At 60.8% G+C, this 14,635-nt stretch carries 11 protein-coding genes; 4 read left to right on the top strand and 7 right to left on the bottom strand.

Going from position 1 to position 14,635, the window contains the following annotated elements; genetic code table 11:
• Window positions 1-333: 333 nt before the first annotated feature.
• Together BLL38_RS20055 and BLL38_RS20050 are read right to left on the bottom strand one after the other, a co-directional pair.
• A complete protein-coding gene (locus BLL38_RS20055) occupies window positions 334-2,856 on the bottom strand; it encodes a PepSY domain-containing protein (RefSeq protein WP_090412920.1) in 2,523 nt (840 codons plus the stop codon).
• A 136-nt stretch (window positions 2,857-2,992) separates the two neighbouring features.
• Window positions 2,993-5,287, bottom strand: a complete 2,295-nt coding sequence (locus tag BLL38_RS20050; protein ID WP_076964055.1) for a TonB-dependent receptor — start codon at window positions 5,285-5,287, stop codon at window positions 2,993-2,995.
• Between the two features lie 216 nt (window positions 5,288-5,503).
• Here BLL38_RS20050 and BLL38_RS20045 point away from each other — a divergent pair, with 216 nt between their 5' ends.
• Window positions 5,504-6,184 (top strand): Fe2+-dependent dioxygenase, encoded by a 681-nt coding sequence (locus tag BLL38_RS20045; RefSeq protein ID WP_076964054.1) that lies wholly within the window; start codon window positions 5,504-5,506, stop codon window positions 6,182-6,184.
• Window positions 6,185-6,186: 2 nt separating this feature from the next.
• On the top strand, window positions 6,187-6,933 hold the full coding sequence (locus tag BLL38_RS20040; RefSeq protein WP_076964053.1) for a tetratricopeptide repeat protein: 747 nt from the start codon (window positions 6,187-6,189) through the stop codon (window positions 6,931-6,933).
• Window positions 6,934-6,959: 26 nt separating this feature from the next.
• Here BLL38_RS20040 and BLL38_RS20035 read toward each other — a convergent pair whose 3' ends face one another.
• The 5 genes from BLL38_RS20035 to BLL38_RS20015 all read right to left on the bottom strand — a co-directional run bounded on the left by BLL38_RS20035 (window position 6,960) and on the right by BLL38_RS20015 (window position 11,998).
• The gene (locus BLL38_RS20035; protein ID WP_032861941.1) at window positions 6,960-8,123 is read right to left on the bottom strand and encodes a type III PLP-dependent enzyme; all 1,164 of its coding nucleotides are present in this window, start codon (window positions 8,121-8,123) and stop codon (window positions 6,960-6,962) included.
• A gap of 423 nt (window positions 8,124-8,546) precedes the next feature.
• Entirely contained in the window at window positions 8,547-9,704 is a 1,158-nt protein-coding gene (locus tag BLL38_RS20030) for an osmoprotectant ABC transporter ATP-binding protein OsmV (protein ID WP_076964052.1), read from the bottom strand.
• On the bottom strand, window positions 9,701-10,354 hold the full coding sequence (locus BLL38_RS20025) for an ABC transporter permease (RefSeq protein WP_076964051.1): 654 nt from the start codon (window positions 10,352-10,354) through the stop codon (window positions 9,701-9,703). Before BLL38_RS20025 ends, BLL38_RS20030 begins: the two co-directional genes overlap by 4 nt.
• Before the next feature lie 13 nt (window positions 10,355-10,367).
• Window positions 10,368-11,261 carry a glycine betaine ABC transporter substrate-binding protein gene (locus BLL38_RS20020; RefSeq protein WP_076964050.1) on the bottom strand — a complete coding sequence of 298 codons (894 nt, stop codon included), beginning with the start codon at window positions 11,259-11,261 and terminating at the stop codon, window positions 10,368-10,370.
• Between the two features lie 20 nt (window positions 11,262-11,281).
• Entirely contained in the window at window positions 11,282-11,998 is a 717-nt protein-coding gene (locus BLL38_RS20015; protein WP_076964049.1) for an ABC transporter permease, read from the bottom strand.
• 329 nt (window positions 11,999-12,327) lie between these two features.
• Here BLL38_RS20015 and BLL38_RS20010 point away from each other — a divergent pair, with 329 nt between their 5' ends.
• Together BLL38_RS20010 and BLL38_RS30685 are read left to right on the top strand one after the other, a co-directional pair.
• Window positions 12,328-13,911, top strand: a complete 1,584-nt coding sequence (locus tag BLL38_RS20010; RefSeq protein WP_076964048.1) for a peptide chain release factor 3 — start codon at window positions 12,328-12,330, stop codon at window positions 13,909-13,911.
• A 220-nt stretch (window positions 13,912-14,131) separates the two neighbouring features.
• The gene (locus BLL38_RS30685; protein WP_139201316.1) at window positions 14,132-14,557 is read left to right on the top strand and encodes a hypothetical protein; all 426 of its coding nucleotides are present in this window, start codon (window positions 14,132-14,134) and stop codon (window positions 14,555-14,557) included.
• Window positions 14,558-14,635: the final 78 nt, after the last annotated feature.

Below are 14,635 nucleotides of genomic sequence, written 5' to 3'. Positions count from 1 at the left end.
CACTTCATGTTACCTGCCAGGCGTCAACGAAGTTACCCCAGGGTGGTCAAGCCCAGGCCGGTCAAATACCCCAAAAAGAAAGCGGGAGGGCTTAACTGACTGGCATTAGGGCAAGCCCGCTCCCACATTTGGATGTGTGCATGTCCAGAGATCAGTAGACATCCCGCCGTTTGTGGGCTTTCAGGCTTCTTGATTTGAAATACGATTAAACCTGTGGGAGCGGGCTTGCCCGCGATTGCGGTGGATCAGCCAGCCTATGGGTTACAGACAGACCGCCATCGCGGGCAAGCCCGCTCCCACACAAGCCCGCTCCCACATTTTGATGGGTGTAGGTCAGTAGACATCCCGGCGGTAGCGGCCCTGTTCGATAAGGCGTTGCACCGCCTCGCTGCCCAGGACATCCACCAACACCTGATCCACACCGGCCGCCATGCCCTGCAAACTCCCGCAGACATAAATCGCCGCGCCCTCGGCCAGCCATTTACGCAGTACATCGGCAGACTCGCGCAGGCGGTCCTGGACGTAGATTTTCTCTTGTTGATCCCGCGAAAACGCCAGGTCCAGCAACGCCAGGTCGCCACTGGCCAGCCAGCCTTGCAGCTCATCCCGGCAGTGATAGTCATGGGCGATGTTGCGCTCGCCGAACAGCAACCAGTTACGCTGCTGGCCGTCGGCGATGCGCGCCTTGAGCAGGCTGCGCAAGCCGGCCAGGCCCGTGCCGTTGCCCAGCAGGATCATTGGCACCGGGTCTGTCGGCAGGTGGAAGCCGCTGTTGCGCCGCACCCGCAGGCTGATCGCCGTGCCCAGTGGCGCGTGCTCGGTCAGCCAGCCCGAACCCAGGCCCAGGCTGCCGTCGGCATGGCGTTCCTGGCGCACGATCAGCTCCAGCACGCCATCGCTGGCAATCGAGGCGATGGAGTATTCGCGCATGCCCATCGGCACCAGCGCCTCCACCAGGGCCTGGGCGTGCAGGCCGACCAGATGGGCGCGATTGTCCGGCAACTGGCGGCTGGCAAGCACCTGTTCCAGGGGCCGTGCCAAGCCATCGATCAGCACTTCGTCCGTGCCGGCAATGCCCAACCCGGCGAGGAAATGTTCGACGGCCCACGGGCAATGGCGTGGCAGGATTTCCACCAGGTCGCCGGCCAGCCAGTCGCGCGGTGCCGGCGGGGTGAGGCCCAGCAGGTAGACCCCCGAACCGCTGCTGCCAGGGTTGAGCAGAGTGCGCTGGCCCAGGGTCCAGCTTTCATAGGGGGCACTGGCCCAGGCGGCCGGTGCATGGCCGGTGAGCTGGCCCAGTTGTTGTTGCCAGTGCCGCAGGGCCTCCTGGTCGCCGCTGTCGACTTCGACCGGGGCGAACAAGGCGCTGCCGCCCTGGCGGGTCAGCCAGAAGTGCAGGCGCCGGGCAAAGCCGCAGAAGTGCGGGTATTGACGATCGCCCAGGGCCAGTACCGAGTAGTTCAGGCCCTGGAGGGCAAGGTCGCGCCCCAGTACGCGGCGTTCAAAGCCGCGTGCGCTGTCCGGTGCTTCGCCATCGCCGAAGGTGCTGACCACAAACAGTGCATGTTCCGACTGGCGCAAGTCGTCTTCGCTGACGCTGCCCAGGGGCTGCACCTTCACCGGCACCCCGGCGGCCTGCAACTGGCCGGCGGTCTGCCAGGCCAGTTGCTCGGCAAAGCCGCTCTGGCTGGCGAAACCGATCAGCCAGGCCGGTGCATCGCTGTGGTTGTCGCCCAGGCCTTTACGGGCATCGCGCACCTGGCGTTTTTTGCGGCGGCGGTCCAGGTACAGCAACCAGCCGGTAATAAAGAACAGCGGCATGCACAGCGCAGTGACGGTAAGAATGATCCGCCCCACCAGGCCGAAATAACTGCCGACATGCAGCGCATAGAGGCTGGTCAGTAGCTGCGCCTTGAGGCTTTTGTCGCCATAGCGCTCGACGCTTTTGACCACGCCGGTGGCCGGGTCGAGGTTGATCTGGTTCAGGGCGCGGTCATGGGGCGAGCTCTGCAACAGGTAGTAGACCGTGGCCGGTTGCCCGGCGACGGCTGGCATACGGATGTTGTAGGCACTCAGGCCCGGGCCGGCGGTGCTGTAGATGCTGCTCCAGATCGCCTCGTAATTGGCGATGGGCGCCGGGCCCGCCGGCGCCGGACCGCGATTGCGCACCCGCTCGTTCTGCGGGGCATCGGACAGCAACCGGGTCAGGCCCTTGTTGTACCACTCGTAGGACCATGACAAACCGGTGAGTGCGGCCAACAGGTAAAACAGCAGGCACCAGGTGCCGAACACCGAGTGCAGGTCCCAGTTGAAACTGCGGCCTTTCTTGCGCCAGTCCAGGGTCAGCCAGGCGCGCCAGCTCGCCACCTGGCGCGGCCAGCGCAGGTACAGGCCAGAGAGGCAGAAGAAAATCAGGATCAGCGTACAGGCACCGGTGATTTGCCGACCGATGTCACCCATGGCGAGGAAGCGGTGCAGTTGCAGCATCAGGCCGAAAAAGTCCTGGCCGACGGCATCGCCCAGGTAGTCGCCGGTGTACGGGTCGAAGTAGCGCATCTGCCCCCGGCGCTCGCCCGGTGGCGGGGTGAAGAACACGCGGGCAGCGTTGCCGCTTTCGCTTTCCACCCACAGCATGGCCACGGCCTTGCCTTCGGTGGCTTCGAGTTTGCGCACCAGTTCAGCGGGCGGCAGCACCCCGGCGGGTTGTTTTTGCACGGTCAGTACCGTGGGGTTGAGCGCCCGCAGGATTTCATCCTGGAACGAGTACGCGGCCCCGGTAATCCCCATCAATGCCAACACCAGCCCGGCGCTAATGCCGAAAAACCAGTGCAACTGGAACAGGGTTTTCTTCAACACGTCGGACGGCCTCGCTGAGCTGGATATGATTTTTACGGCGGGCATTATGCCGTGGGTGGTCGAGAAACTTTCTTTTTTACAGACGAAAGCCCCGGGCAGCCAATGCGCGGGGCTTTTGCATGAAACGTCTAGCGCCTTAGAAGTGGAAGCTGGTGGTCAACAGGGCGGTACGACCGGCGGCCTGGTTGGCGAAGTGCGCGCCGTAGGCCTTGTCGTAGTAGGTCTTGTCGGTCAGGTTCTGCACGTTCAATTGCAGGTCGACATTCTTGGTCAGCTTGTAGCTGGCCATGGCGTCGTAGCGGGTGTAGGACGGCACGTAGACGGTGTTGGCGGCATCGCCATAGACGTCATCGACATAGAATGCACCGCCGCCGACGGTCAGCTTCGAGGTGATGTCGTAGGTGGTCCACAGGCTGAAGGAATGCTTCGGCGTGTTGGGCATTTCGTTGCCCTTGTTGGAGCCGGCAGTCACCACGCCCTGGCGGTTGCCGTTTTTGCCGGGGTCCACCAGCTCGCTTTTCAGGTAGCTGTAGCCGGCGAATACCTGCCATTGCTCGGTGAGTTTGCCGCTGGCGGAAAGCTCCAGGCCATCGACCCGGGATTCACCGGCGTTTTCATAGGTGTTGGAGTTCACCAGAATGCGCGCGTTTTTCTTCTCGGTGCGGAACACGGCAGCGGTCAGGGACAGGCGGTCGTGGAACAGATCCCACTTGGTGCCCAGCTCGTAGTTGACGGTTTCTTCCGGCTTCAGGTCGCTGGTGTTGATGCCGGTTGGGATGGCGTTGGAGTCGACACCCTCACCCACCAGGCCGCCAGCAGGCGAGGCCGAAGTGGCATAGGAGGTGTAGATGCTGCCGTTTTCCATCGGCTTCCAGACCAGGCCGGCCTGCCAGTTGAAGAACTGGCTGTCATCCTTGAGCTTGGTGCGGCCAGTGGTTGCGTTGGTGTTGGCCTCGGTGTCGAAGGTGTCATAGCGCAGGCCGACGTTCAGCAGCCATTGCGGATCGAGTTCGATGGTGTCGAATACATAGGCGGCGCGACTGGTGGCCTTGGTGTTGGTGCCCATGTAGTTGCGGGCGACGCTGCCGGTCCAGGCGTCGTCCGGGTTCGGGTTGCCCAGCGAGGTGCATTGGCCGCCGCTGTTGCCGACCTTGCCAGGTGTGCAGCCGCCGGTAGGGTTGCCGTTAGGGCTGACGGTATAACCACTGACACGGGTTTCTTCACCGGTAAATTCCAGGCCGGTGGAGTAGCTGTGCTTGAAGCCCAGGGCCTGGAAGCTGCCAAACAGATCGGTCTGGTTGGTGGTGGTCGTGGTGGTCGACACGCGGCTGTTGGCGCGGCGCCAGACGGTGCCGAACTGGTTGACGTTGAGCTTGCTGTCGTCCGGCTGAGTGAGGACGTAATCCTGGCCGGTGCTGCCATGACGCAGGGTGTTCTTGATCGTCATGTTGTCGTTCAGGTCGTGCTCGATGGAGAACGTACTGATATCGGCGCGGGTCTTGCGGAAGTCGCGATCTTTCAGGCCATAGAAATTATTGCTGTCGCCGCCATCGGTCGGCTTGTCGTGACCGTGGGCGGTGGCTGCGGCGGAGCTATAGCCATAAGGAATGCCCGAATCCGGCAGGTCATTGCTTTCCATATGGTAGTAGCTGAGGTTGACGCGGGTCGGGGTGCCCAGGCCAAAGGTCAGCGACGGTGCCACGCCCCAACGGTCGTAATTGACTGCGTCACGGCCGGCCACGTTCTGTTCGTGGCTCATCAGGTTCAGGCGGAACGCGGCGCTGTCGAGGAACTGGCGGTTGACGTCGAGGGCATAGCGCCGGGTCTGGTCGGAGCCGTAGGTAAAGCCGCCGTTGAGGAAGTCCCGCGCTTGTGGGGTCTTGCTCACCAGGTTGAGGCTGCCACCGGCCGAGCCACGGCCACCGAACGAGGAGTTGGGGCCCTTGCTGACTTCGATGGACTCGATATCGAAAATTTCCCGGCTCTGGCCGCCGGTATCACGCACGCCGTCCAGGTAGGTGTCGCCTTGGGCATCGAAGCCACGGATAAACGGACGGTCGCCCTGGGGGTTGCCACCTTCACCGGCGCCAAAGGTAATCCCCGGTACGGTGCGCAAGGCGTCTTGCAGCGAGGTGGCGGCGGTGTCCTTGAGCACCTGCGCTGGCACTACGGTGACGGAACGTGGGGTGTCGACCAGGGGCGCGGTGTATTTCTGCGAAGAGGCTTTTTCAGTCTGGTAGGAAGTCGCGTCCTGTTCCTGGCCGGTGATGCTGGTGGCGCCCAGGGAGATACTGTTGCGCTCGCCTTTGTGTTCGGTCTCTTCGGCCGCTTGCGCCAGATGGGCAACGGAGCTGGCGCTGATGGCCATGCCAATGGCCGAGGCCAGCAAGCGCGGTGAACTGTTTGGTGTTTTTGTAATGTGGCGCGACATGAAATTCCCTACCCCAAGGATGTTAGGGCGCGAAATATATTGTAAACAATTATGCATAGCAATTGAGATACATTGCTATTCGCATTCAATTTACAAAATTTACACTTCAGGGGTTACGGTTTTTGCCGGCTCATACGTCTGCCCGTCGGATCAGGGTTTTACAGCGTCAATAGTAATCAATACCATTGGCGCCCCTCTGCCCTCAGGTAACGCCCCATGCTGCTGCATATTCCCGGCCTGTTCTCCCGCGAAGAAGTCCTGCGCATCCGCGAGGCCCTGGAGCAGGCAGACTGGGCCGACGGCAAGATCACCGCCGGGCACCAGTCGGCCAAGGCCAAGCACAACCTGCAATTGCCCGAAGGCCATCCACTGGCCAAGGAAATCGGCGCGGCCATGCTCGAGCGCCTGTGGCAAAACCCGCAATTCATGTCGGCGGCCCTGCCGCATAAAGTCTTCCCGCCCTTGCTCAACTGCTACACCGCCGGTGGCAGCTTCGACTTTCATATCGATAACGCCGTGCGCCAGCCCAAGGGCAGCCACGAGCGGGTACGCACTGACCTGTCCTCTACGCTGTTTTTCAGCGACCCGGATGAATACGACGGCGGCGAACTGGAGATCCAGGACACCTTCGGTCTGCAGCGGGTCAAGTTGCCGGCCGGTGACATGGTGTTGTACCCAGGCTCCAGCCTGCACAAGGTCAACGCCGTGACCCGGGGCGCGCGCTATGCCGCGTTTTTCTGGACCCAAAGCCTGGTGCGCGAAGACAGCCAGCGCACCTTGCTGTTTGAAATGGACGGCGCGATCCAGCAATTGACCCGCGATGTGCCGGACCACCCGGCGCTGATCCAGCTCACCGGCACTTATCACAACCTGTTGCGCCGCTGGGTCGAGGTCTGAGCATGGCTTTTCACTTGCGCCGCGAAGAACGCCTCGACGGCGAACAACTGCGGGCCATGCTCGACGAATCACCGGCCCGCGCGGCCCAGGCGATCCTGATGGCGGCGAAGGAGGGCGTGCTCGATGCCCAGGCGCTACTGGGGCAAATTCTCCTGGAAGGGCGCGGGATCGAGCGCGATGCAGCACTGGCCCTGCGCTGGTTCCAGATTGCGGCACAGGGCGGCCACCGGATGGCCCGCAATATGGTGGGGCGCTGCCTGGAACATGGCTGGGGCTGCGCCGCCAATGAGCGGGCCGCCGCCGGGGAATACCGCCAGGCCGCAGAGGCCGGGTTGGATTGGGGGTTGTACAACTACGCGAACCTGCTGGCTACCGGGCGCGGGGTGGAGCCAGACCCGCAGCAGGCACTGGCCTGTTATCGCCAGGCTGCCGAACTGGGGCATGCCAAGTCGATGAACCTGTTGGGGCGGTACCTGGAAGAAGGGCAATTCTGCGCGCAAGACCTGCCCGCAGCGCTTGAGTGGTATCGCCGCTCGGCCGAAGGTGGGGATTTTCGCGGGCAGTTCAGTTATGCCGCCGTGCTGGCGGATCAAGGCCAGGTCGAGGCGGCCCTGGAGTGGCTGCACCGGGCGCTGGAAGGCGGGAATCTGAAGTTTTTGCAGGTGGCGCACAAAGCGCTGGCGGCGGCGAATGATCCGCAGATTCGCGCCATGGCTGCTGCCTACCAACAACGCGCAGAAGAGTTGTAGGAGCCGGCAAGCCGGCTCCTACGGGGTCAGACGTAGAAGGATTTCAGCGGTGGGAAACCGTTGAATTCAACGGCGCTGTAGCTGGTGGTGTACGCACCGGTGGACAGCCAGTACAGGCGGTCGCCAATGGCCAGGTTCAGCGGCAGGCCGTACTTGTAGTTTTCGTACATGATATCGGCGCTGTCGCAGGTAGGACCGGCGATCACCACTTCTTCCATCTCGCCCTTTTTCTCGGTCCAGATCGGGAACTTGATGGCTTCGTCCATGGTTTCGATCAGGCCGGAGAACTTGCCCACATCCGTGTACACCCAACGCTCGACGGCGGTGCGCGATTTACGGGCCACCAACACCACTTCACTGACCAGGATCCCGGCGTTGGCGATCAACGAACGGCCCGGCTCCAGGATGATTTCCGGCAGCTCGTCACCGAAGTCTTCCTTGAGGAAGCGGATGATTTCCTCGGCGTAGGTTTCCAGGCTGTTGGTGCGGGTGATGTAGTTGGCCGGGAAGCCACCGCCCATGTTGATCAGCTTGAGGTGGATGCCGTCTTCTTCTTTCAGGCGCTCGAAGATCACCTTGACCTTGGCGATGGCGGCGTCCCACACGCTGATATCACGCTGCTGCGAACCGACGTGGAACGAGATGCCGTACGGCACCAGGCCCAGGTCGCGGGCGAGGATCAGCAGGTCCATGGCCATGTCGGTCTGGCAGCCGAATTTGCGCGACAAAGGCCAGTCTGCGGTGGTCGAGCCTTCGGTGAGGATACGCACATAGACTTTCGAGCCCGGCGCGGCCTTGGCGATGTTGCGCAGGTCGGCTTCGGAGTCGGTGGAGAACAGGCGCACGCCCTTCTCGTAGAAGTAGCGGATGTCCTTGGATTTCTTGATGGTGTTGCCGTAGCTGATACGGTCGGCGCTGACGCCGCGGTCCATGACCTTGTCCAGCTCGTAGATCGAGGCGATGTCGAAGCTCGAACCCTTGTCTTTCAACAGGTCGATGATCTCGACAGCCGGGTTGGCCTTGACGGCGTAGTACACCTTGGCGAACTCGAAACCGGCGCGCAGGTCATCGTAGGCCTGGCTGATCATCGCGGTGTCGATCACCACGAATGGGGTTTCTTGCTTGTCGGCGAACGCCTTCATTTTGTCAAAGGTGGCGCGCGCGAAATAGTCTTCGACGTTGATCGACATGCTGGGAACTCCTAAGGGCAAACTAAATTGATCAATGGGTGCAAATGAACGTCCTCCGTATCCCCACTTTGGTTCGCCTACTTCCCAAGGCATGTCGCCGAAAGCAAAAAGGCCATGGGGTAAGCTGCCCTTGGCCTTGCTGTCTCGTCGTCAGTACTTGAGCCGGATGGATCGTTTCCAGCATGGACGTTCGGCGCGAACTTTAGGGCGTGAGGGGCTTGAGATCAACTAAAAATGTCGCGTTTTTACACGCGTTCGTCGCCAGGCGCAGTGCAGCTACTTATGTAACCGACCGGTGTGACGGATTGATGATCGTTCCCACGCTCCGCGTGGGAACGCATCCAGTGACGCTCTGCGTCACCCTGAGCTTGACGCAGAGCGTCCCCGGCGGCATTCCCACGCGGAGCGTGGGAACGATCAGGGTCAGGCCTGCGCGGTTTCGGCTGGCGACACGATACTGGTCTTGCCCCCACGGGACTTACCAGAGCTCAGGTACTCGGCAATCGACTCCTGGGTCACTTCACCCAAAAACACCCGCTCGGCATCCATCACCGGCAGCCACGAGCGGTTGAACTCGTACATGCGTGACAACAGGATGCGCAAGTGCTCGTCAAACGCCGCCGTGGCGTTGAACTCGCGCAGGTATTGGGCGCAGGTACCCGTCTGACGATGCAGGTCGCGACGGCGTACATACCCCAGCGCCTTGTTCTCGGCGCAGGTGACCACCACATAGCGCCGGTCATGCTCGTCCATCAGCTCCAGGGCATCGGCCACCGGGGTTTGCGGGCTGACCGACGGGGCGTTGTCCGCCGCGTCTTCGGCCTTGACCAGCAGCAGGCGCTTGAGGGTGCTGTCCTGGCCGACAAAGTTGCTGACAAACTCGTCGGCAGGATGGGCCAGCAGGGTGTCCGGGTGGTCGATCTGCAACAGCTTGCCGGCGCGGAAGATGGCAATTTTGTCGCCCAGCTTGATCGCCTCGTCGATGTCATGGCTGACCATGATCACCGTCTTGTTCAGCGCGCGTTGCATCTCGAAGAACTCGTTCTGGATCATCTCGCGGTTGATCGGGTCGACCGCGCCGAACGGTTCATCCATCAACAGCAGCGGCGCATCGGCCGCCAGGGCGCGGATCACGCCGATCCGCTGTTGCTGGCCACCGGACAATTCACGGGGGTAGCGGTGCAGATACTGCTTGGGTTCGAGCTTGATCATGCTCATCAACTCGCGGGCGCGGTCATGGCACTTCTGCTTGTCCCAGCCCAGCAGCTTGGGCACTACCACGATGTTTTCCTCGATGGTCATGTTGGGGAACAGGCCGATCTGCTGGATCACGTAGCCGATGTTGCGGCGCAGGGTCACTTCATCGAGGTCGGTGGTGTCTTCGCCGTTGATCAGGATCTTGCCCGAGGTGGGCTTGATCAGGCGGTTGATCATCTTCAGCGTGGTGCTCTTGCCGCAGCCCGAGGGGCCGAGGAATACGCAAATCTCGCCTTCATTGACAGTCAGGCTCACGTCGTTAACGGCGGTGACAGTCTTGCCGTTGCTTTGGAAGGTCTTGGACAGGTTTTGAAGTTCGATCATTTGAGCAATCCTTTTGGAGTCAGCGAGCGTTGCAGCCATTGCAGAAGCAGGTCGGCGCAGATGGCCAGGAGACTGACCAGTACGGCGCCAACAATCAGCATCGACATGTCGCTGCGGCTGATGGAAGCCAGAATAAGTACACCCAGACCACCGGCACCGATGGTGGCGGCAATGGTCATCACCCCGATATTCATCACCACGGCGGTGCGCACCCCGGCGAGGATCACCGGTACGGCGATGGGCAGCTCGACCATGCGCAGGCGCTGGCCGAAGGTCATGCCGATGCCTTTGGCGGCTTCGCGGATGCCCGGCTCGACGCCGGTCAGGGCCAGGTAGGTGTTACGCATGATCGGCAGCAGGGAGTAGAGGAACACCGCGGTGATGGCCGGCATCGGCCCCAGGCCCTGGCCGAACTTGGAGTAGAACGGCAGCAGCAGGCCGAATAGGGCAATCGACGGCACGGTCAGCAGCACGGTGGCGCTGGCCTGCAACGGGCCGGCCAAGGTCGGGAAGCGGGTCATCAGCACGCCCAGGGGCACGCCGACGACAATCGCGAGGATCACGGCGATCCCGACCAGGGTGATGTGCTGCCAGGTCAGGTGCAGGACTTGGGCCCAATCAAGATGGGAAAAGGCGTTTAAAAATTCCATGTCTTCTCCTCTTTTAGTTGAGTGGGTGCTGGCGCAGGAAATCAGCGGCAACGGCCGATGGGCTTTCATGGTCGACGTCGACCCGCGCGTTCAGCTGGCGCATGGTCTCATCGTCGAACAGCGCCGCCAGGGGCTTGAGGTCGGCGGCCAATTGCGGGTGGGCATCCAGATAAACCTGGCGTACCACCGGGGCTGCGGTGTAGTCCGGGAAGTAGTGCAAGTCATCTTCCAGCAGCTTCAACTTGAACGCGTTGAGGCGGCCATCGGTGGTGTACACCAGGCCGGCAAACACCTGGCCATTGCGCAGGGCGGTGTAGACCAGGCCGGCGTCCATCTGCCGGGAGTTCTTGCGGGTGAGGTTCATGCCGTACAGCTTGACCATGCCGGCCATACCGTCGGAACGGTTGGCGAACTCGGTGTCCAGGGCCACCAGGCGGTTCTCACGGGTCGGCTCGGCCAGCGCCTGGGTCAGGTCGCTGATGGTGTTGATCTGCGGATACTCCTTGGCCACGTTTTCCGGCAGGGACAGGGCGTAGGTGTTGCTGAATTTCGACGGCGAGAGCCAGACCAGGCCTTTTTTCGCGTCGAGTTCTTTAACCCTGGCGTAGGACTGTTCGCTGTCGAGCTTTTCGTCCACATGGTTGTAGGCCACCAGGGATACACCGGTGTATTCCCAGATCAGGTCCAGTTGCCCGCTTTCCTGGGCACTGCGCGCCAGGTTGCTGCCCAGGCCGCCGGTCACGCGGGTGTCGTAGCCCTTGGTACGCAGGTACTGGGAGGTGATTTCGGCGAGCAGGGTCTGTTCGGTGAAGACCCGGGCGCCGATGCGGATCACCGGTTTTTCAGCGGCTTGCGCAATGCCGGCAAACAGCAGGACGCAGCTCAGTAGCAAAGTCAGTTTTTTCATGTCGATTCCTTTACCCAGCCTTAAGACGCACGCAACCCGCGTTCCAGCCAGAGGCGGCTGGCCATGGTCACCAGGCCGTCAAGCAGCAACGCCAGCAGCGCGGTACACGCGGCCCCGAGCAGCAATTGCGGCTGGTTGTTCAGGGCGATGCCGGGGAAGATCAGGCTGCCCAGGCTGTTGGCGCCAATCAGGAACGCCAGCGGTGCGGTGCCGACGTTGATCGCCAGGGCCACACGCACGCCACCGATGATGATCGGCACGGCGTTGGGCAACTCGACGCGAAACAGCACCTGGCGCGGGGTCATGCCGATGCCGACGGCGGCTTCCTTGAGCGAGCCTTGAACGTTTTTCAGGCCTTCATAGGTATTGCGCACGATAGGCAGCAAGGAGGCGAGGAACAGGGCGAAGATCGCCGGGCCACTGCCGATGCCGAGGACGCCGAGGGCGATGGCCAGTACGGCCAGGGGAGGGACGGTGTTGCCGATGTTGAAGATCTGCATGAAACGTTCTGCGTGCTCGACCCTGTTCGGTCGGCTGAGCAGGATACCGGCGGGGATCCCTACGATCAGGGCAGCCAGCATGGAGACAAGTACAAGAATCAGGTGAGCTTGCAGGTAAAACAACAAATCGTCGCGGTACAGTTCGATCGTGTTGATGCCGATCCAGTGGACCAGCAGGGCCAGGAGCGCGACGACAACCGCGCCTCCTATCAGCCCTTTGCCATAGCGAATAGCCACAGGCGGACTCCTTTATTTCAGTCGGCGAGCACATTCTCGTGTGGCATTGCCATTCCTGGCTGCCAATAAATGTGGTCGCGAAAAGCAGCTCGCCAATGCCGGCAAAACGGCATGAGGTCGAGCCATGAGCGCAGCCTCGTCAGGCTAACTTGCTGATTTTTCAGCCCCTGTTACGAGTGCGGTAGCAGGGGAGTGGACGTCTCTACCTTTTAAAAGGTTCCATACTTGGCAGCATTTAGCCACCCCCCATCGGGTGAGCGGTGGTTCGGGAGCCTTGGTTTACGCTATACTCGCCGCCCTTTTTTGACTCACCTGCCAGGCGATTTCCCATGACCCACCAGGCCGCCGAAGTCGCGAAACGCCGCACTTTCGCCATTATTTCCCACCCCGATGCCGGTAAAACCACCATCACCGAAAAGCTCCTGCTGATGGGCAAGGCGATCGCGGTGGCCGGCACGGTGAAATCCCGCAAGTCTGATCGCCATGCCACCTCCGACTGGATGGAGATGGAGAAGCAACGGGGTATTTCCATTACCACGTCGGTCATGCAGTTCCCCTATCGCGAACACATGGTCAACCTGCTCGACACCCCAGGCCACGAAGACTTCTCCGAAGACACCTACCGCACCCTGACCGCAGTGGACTCGGCCTTGATGGTCCTCGACGGTGGTAAGGGCGTCGAGCCACGGACCATTGCGCTGATGGACGTGTGCCGCCTGCGTGACACGCCGATTGTCAGCTTTATCAACAAACTCGACCGCGACATCCGCGACCCGATCGAACTGCTCGATGAAATCGAAGCGGTCCTGAAGATCAAGGCCGCGCCGATCACCTGGCCGATTGGCTGCTACCGCGACTTCAAGGGCGTGTACCACCTGGCCGACGACTACATCATTGTCTACACCGCCGGCCATGGGCATGAACGCACCGATGTGAAAATCATCGAGAAACTCGACTCCGATGAAGCCCGCGCCCACTTGGGCGACGAGTACGACCGCTTCGTCGACCAACTGGAACTGGTGCAGGGCGCCTGCCACGAATTCAACCAGCAGGAGTTCCTCGACGGCCAACTGACCCCGGTGTTCTTCGGGACGGCCCTGGGCAACTTCGGCGTCGATCACGTACTGGATGCGGTGGTCAACTGGGCACCGAAACCACTGGCGCGGGTTGCCAACGAGCGTACCGTGGAGCCGGTTGAAGAGAAATTCAGCGGCTTCGTGTTCAAGATCCAGGCGAACATGGACCCCAAGCACCGCGACCGTATCGCCTTTATGCGCATTTGCTCCGGCAAATACGAAAAAGGCATGAAGATGCGCCACGTCCGCACCGGCAAGGACGTGCGCATCGGTGACGCCCTGACGTTCTTCTCCTCGGAGCGTGAGCAACTGGAAGAAGCGTTTGCCGGCGACATCATCGGTTTGCACAACCACGGCACCATCCAGATCGGCGACACCTTCACCGAAGGCGAAGCCCTGAGCTTTACCGGTATCCCGCACTTCGCCCCGGAACTGTTCCGCCGTGTGCGCCTGCGCGACCCGCTCAAATCCAAGCAACTGCGCCAAGGCTTGCAGCAGTTGGCGGAAGAGGGCGCCACCCAGGTGTTCTTCCCCGAGCGCAGCAACGACATCATCCTCGGCGCCGTGGGTGTGCTGCAGTTCGATGTGGTGGCCAGCCGCTTGAAAGAGGAATACAAGGTCGAATGCTCCTACGAGCCAATCACCGTGTACTCCGCGCGCTGGATTGATTGCAGTGACAAGAAGAAGCTCGAAGAGTTTTCCAACAAGGCCGTGGAAAACCTCGCCATCGACGGCGGCGGTCACCTGACCTACCTGGCGCCGACGCGGGTCAACCTGGCGCTGATGGAAGAGCGCTGGCCGGATGTGAAGTTCCGGGCGACCCGTGAGCATCACTGATAGAGAGATGACTGGGTGCTTTTTGTCGGAGCGCCGTCCATAGCTCCAGCCCTCGAACCCCCACAGGTTAATTATCTGTGGGGGTTCGGCGTTTCAGGTATTCAAAAAGTTTCTGGCGCTTACTGTCAGAGTTGACAGTAGACGCTCTAAGGCAATCCTTCTATTTTTTTAGGGGGAGGGGCAACCCTCTAAAAATAAACCCTGATGGGAGGACAGTATCATGTCGGATAAGTCGAGGCTGGGCGTCGGCCAGTTGATATTTACTGATGACGGTAAGTCATTTGAAGCAGGCGGCGGTGATCTGTACAACGGCGGTAGTTATAACCTTTTAGTTGGAGGTGCCGGTTCTGGAAGTGAGGGAGGTAGTATTCAGCTGTGGTTCTATGATGTGCCAGAGTTTTGGCATTTTAATCTTCCTCTAAATAGCCTTTGGAAAGCCGAGTACATTCCAAGGGCTGATCCTGGTCGAAAATATACAGCCATTGCTGGAATGATCAGTGGTGTTGTCAGCACCACTAATGCGCTGGCAATCGTGTCTTTCAAGTTTACTGCTAGAAATTCACAAACGCTTATTACGCATGAAATAGAAGGGTTTTGGCATTGTAATGGCTTTAGCAATTTGCCTGCGGAGTCTATCGATAGTTGAATTTTGTTGTCAGGTACTTTGTTGGATGTATTGCATAAGTTGCAGTTTGCGATTGGAGTTAATGGCGGTGGATGTTTT

It is taken from the genome of Pseudomonas gessardii (assembly GCF_001983165.1).
Taxonomy (GTDB): Bacteria; Pseudomonadota; Gammaproteobacteria; order Pseudomonadales; family Pseudomonadaceae; genus Aquipseudomonas; species Aquipseudomonas gessardii.
The sequence above is the reverse complement of the archived record's forward strand: the minus strand, read 5'-3'. Positions and strand labels throughout refer to the sequence as shown.

Excerpts from the sequence above, each read along its gene's own strand:
- BLL38_RS20050 (WP_076964055.1), bottom strand. The coding sequence starts at position 5,287 with ATGTCGCGCCACATTACAAAAACACCAAACAGTTCACCGCGCTTGCTG.
- BLL38_RS20045 (WP_076964054.1), top strand. The coding sequence starts at position 5,504 with ATGCTGCTGCATATTCCCGGCCTGTTCTCCCGCGAAGAAGTCCTGCGC.
- BLL38_RS20040 (WP_076964053.1), top strand. The coding sequence starts at position 6,187 with ATGGCTTTTCACTTGCGCCGCGAAGAACGCCTCGACGGCGAACAACTG.
- BLL38_RS20035 (WP_032861941.1), bottom strand. The coding sequence starts at position 8,123 with ATGTCGATCAACGTCGAAGACTATTTCGCGCGCGCCACCTTTGACAAA.
- BLL38_RS20030 (WP_076964052.1), bottom strand. The coding sequence starts at position 9,704 with ATGATCGAACTTCAAAACCTGTCCAAGACCTTCCAAAGCAACGGCAAG.
- BLL38_RS20025 (WP_076964051.1), bottom strand. The coding sequence starts at position 10,354 with ATGGAATTTTTAAACGCCTTTTCCCATCTTGATTGGGCCCAAGTCCTG.
- BLL38_RS20020 (WP_076964050.1), bottom strand. The coding sequence starts at position 11,261 with ATGAAAAAACTGACTTTGCTACTGAGCTGCGTCCTGCTGTTTGCCGGC.
- BLL38_RS20010 (WP_076964048.1), top strand. The coding sequence starts at position 12,328 with ATGACCCACCAGGCCGCCGAAGTCGCGAAACGCCGCACTTTCGCCATT.
- BLL38_RS30685 (WP_139201316.1), top strand. The coding sequence starts at position 14,132 with ATGTCGGATAAGTCGAGGCTGGGCGTCGGCCAGTTGATATTTACTGAT.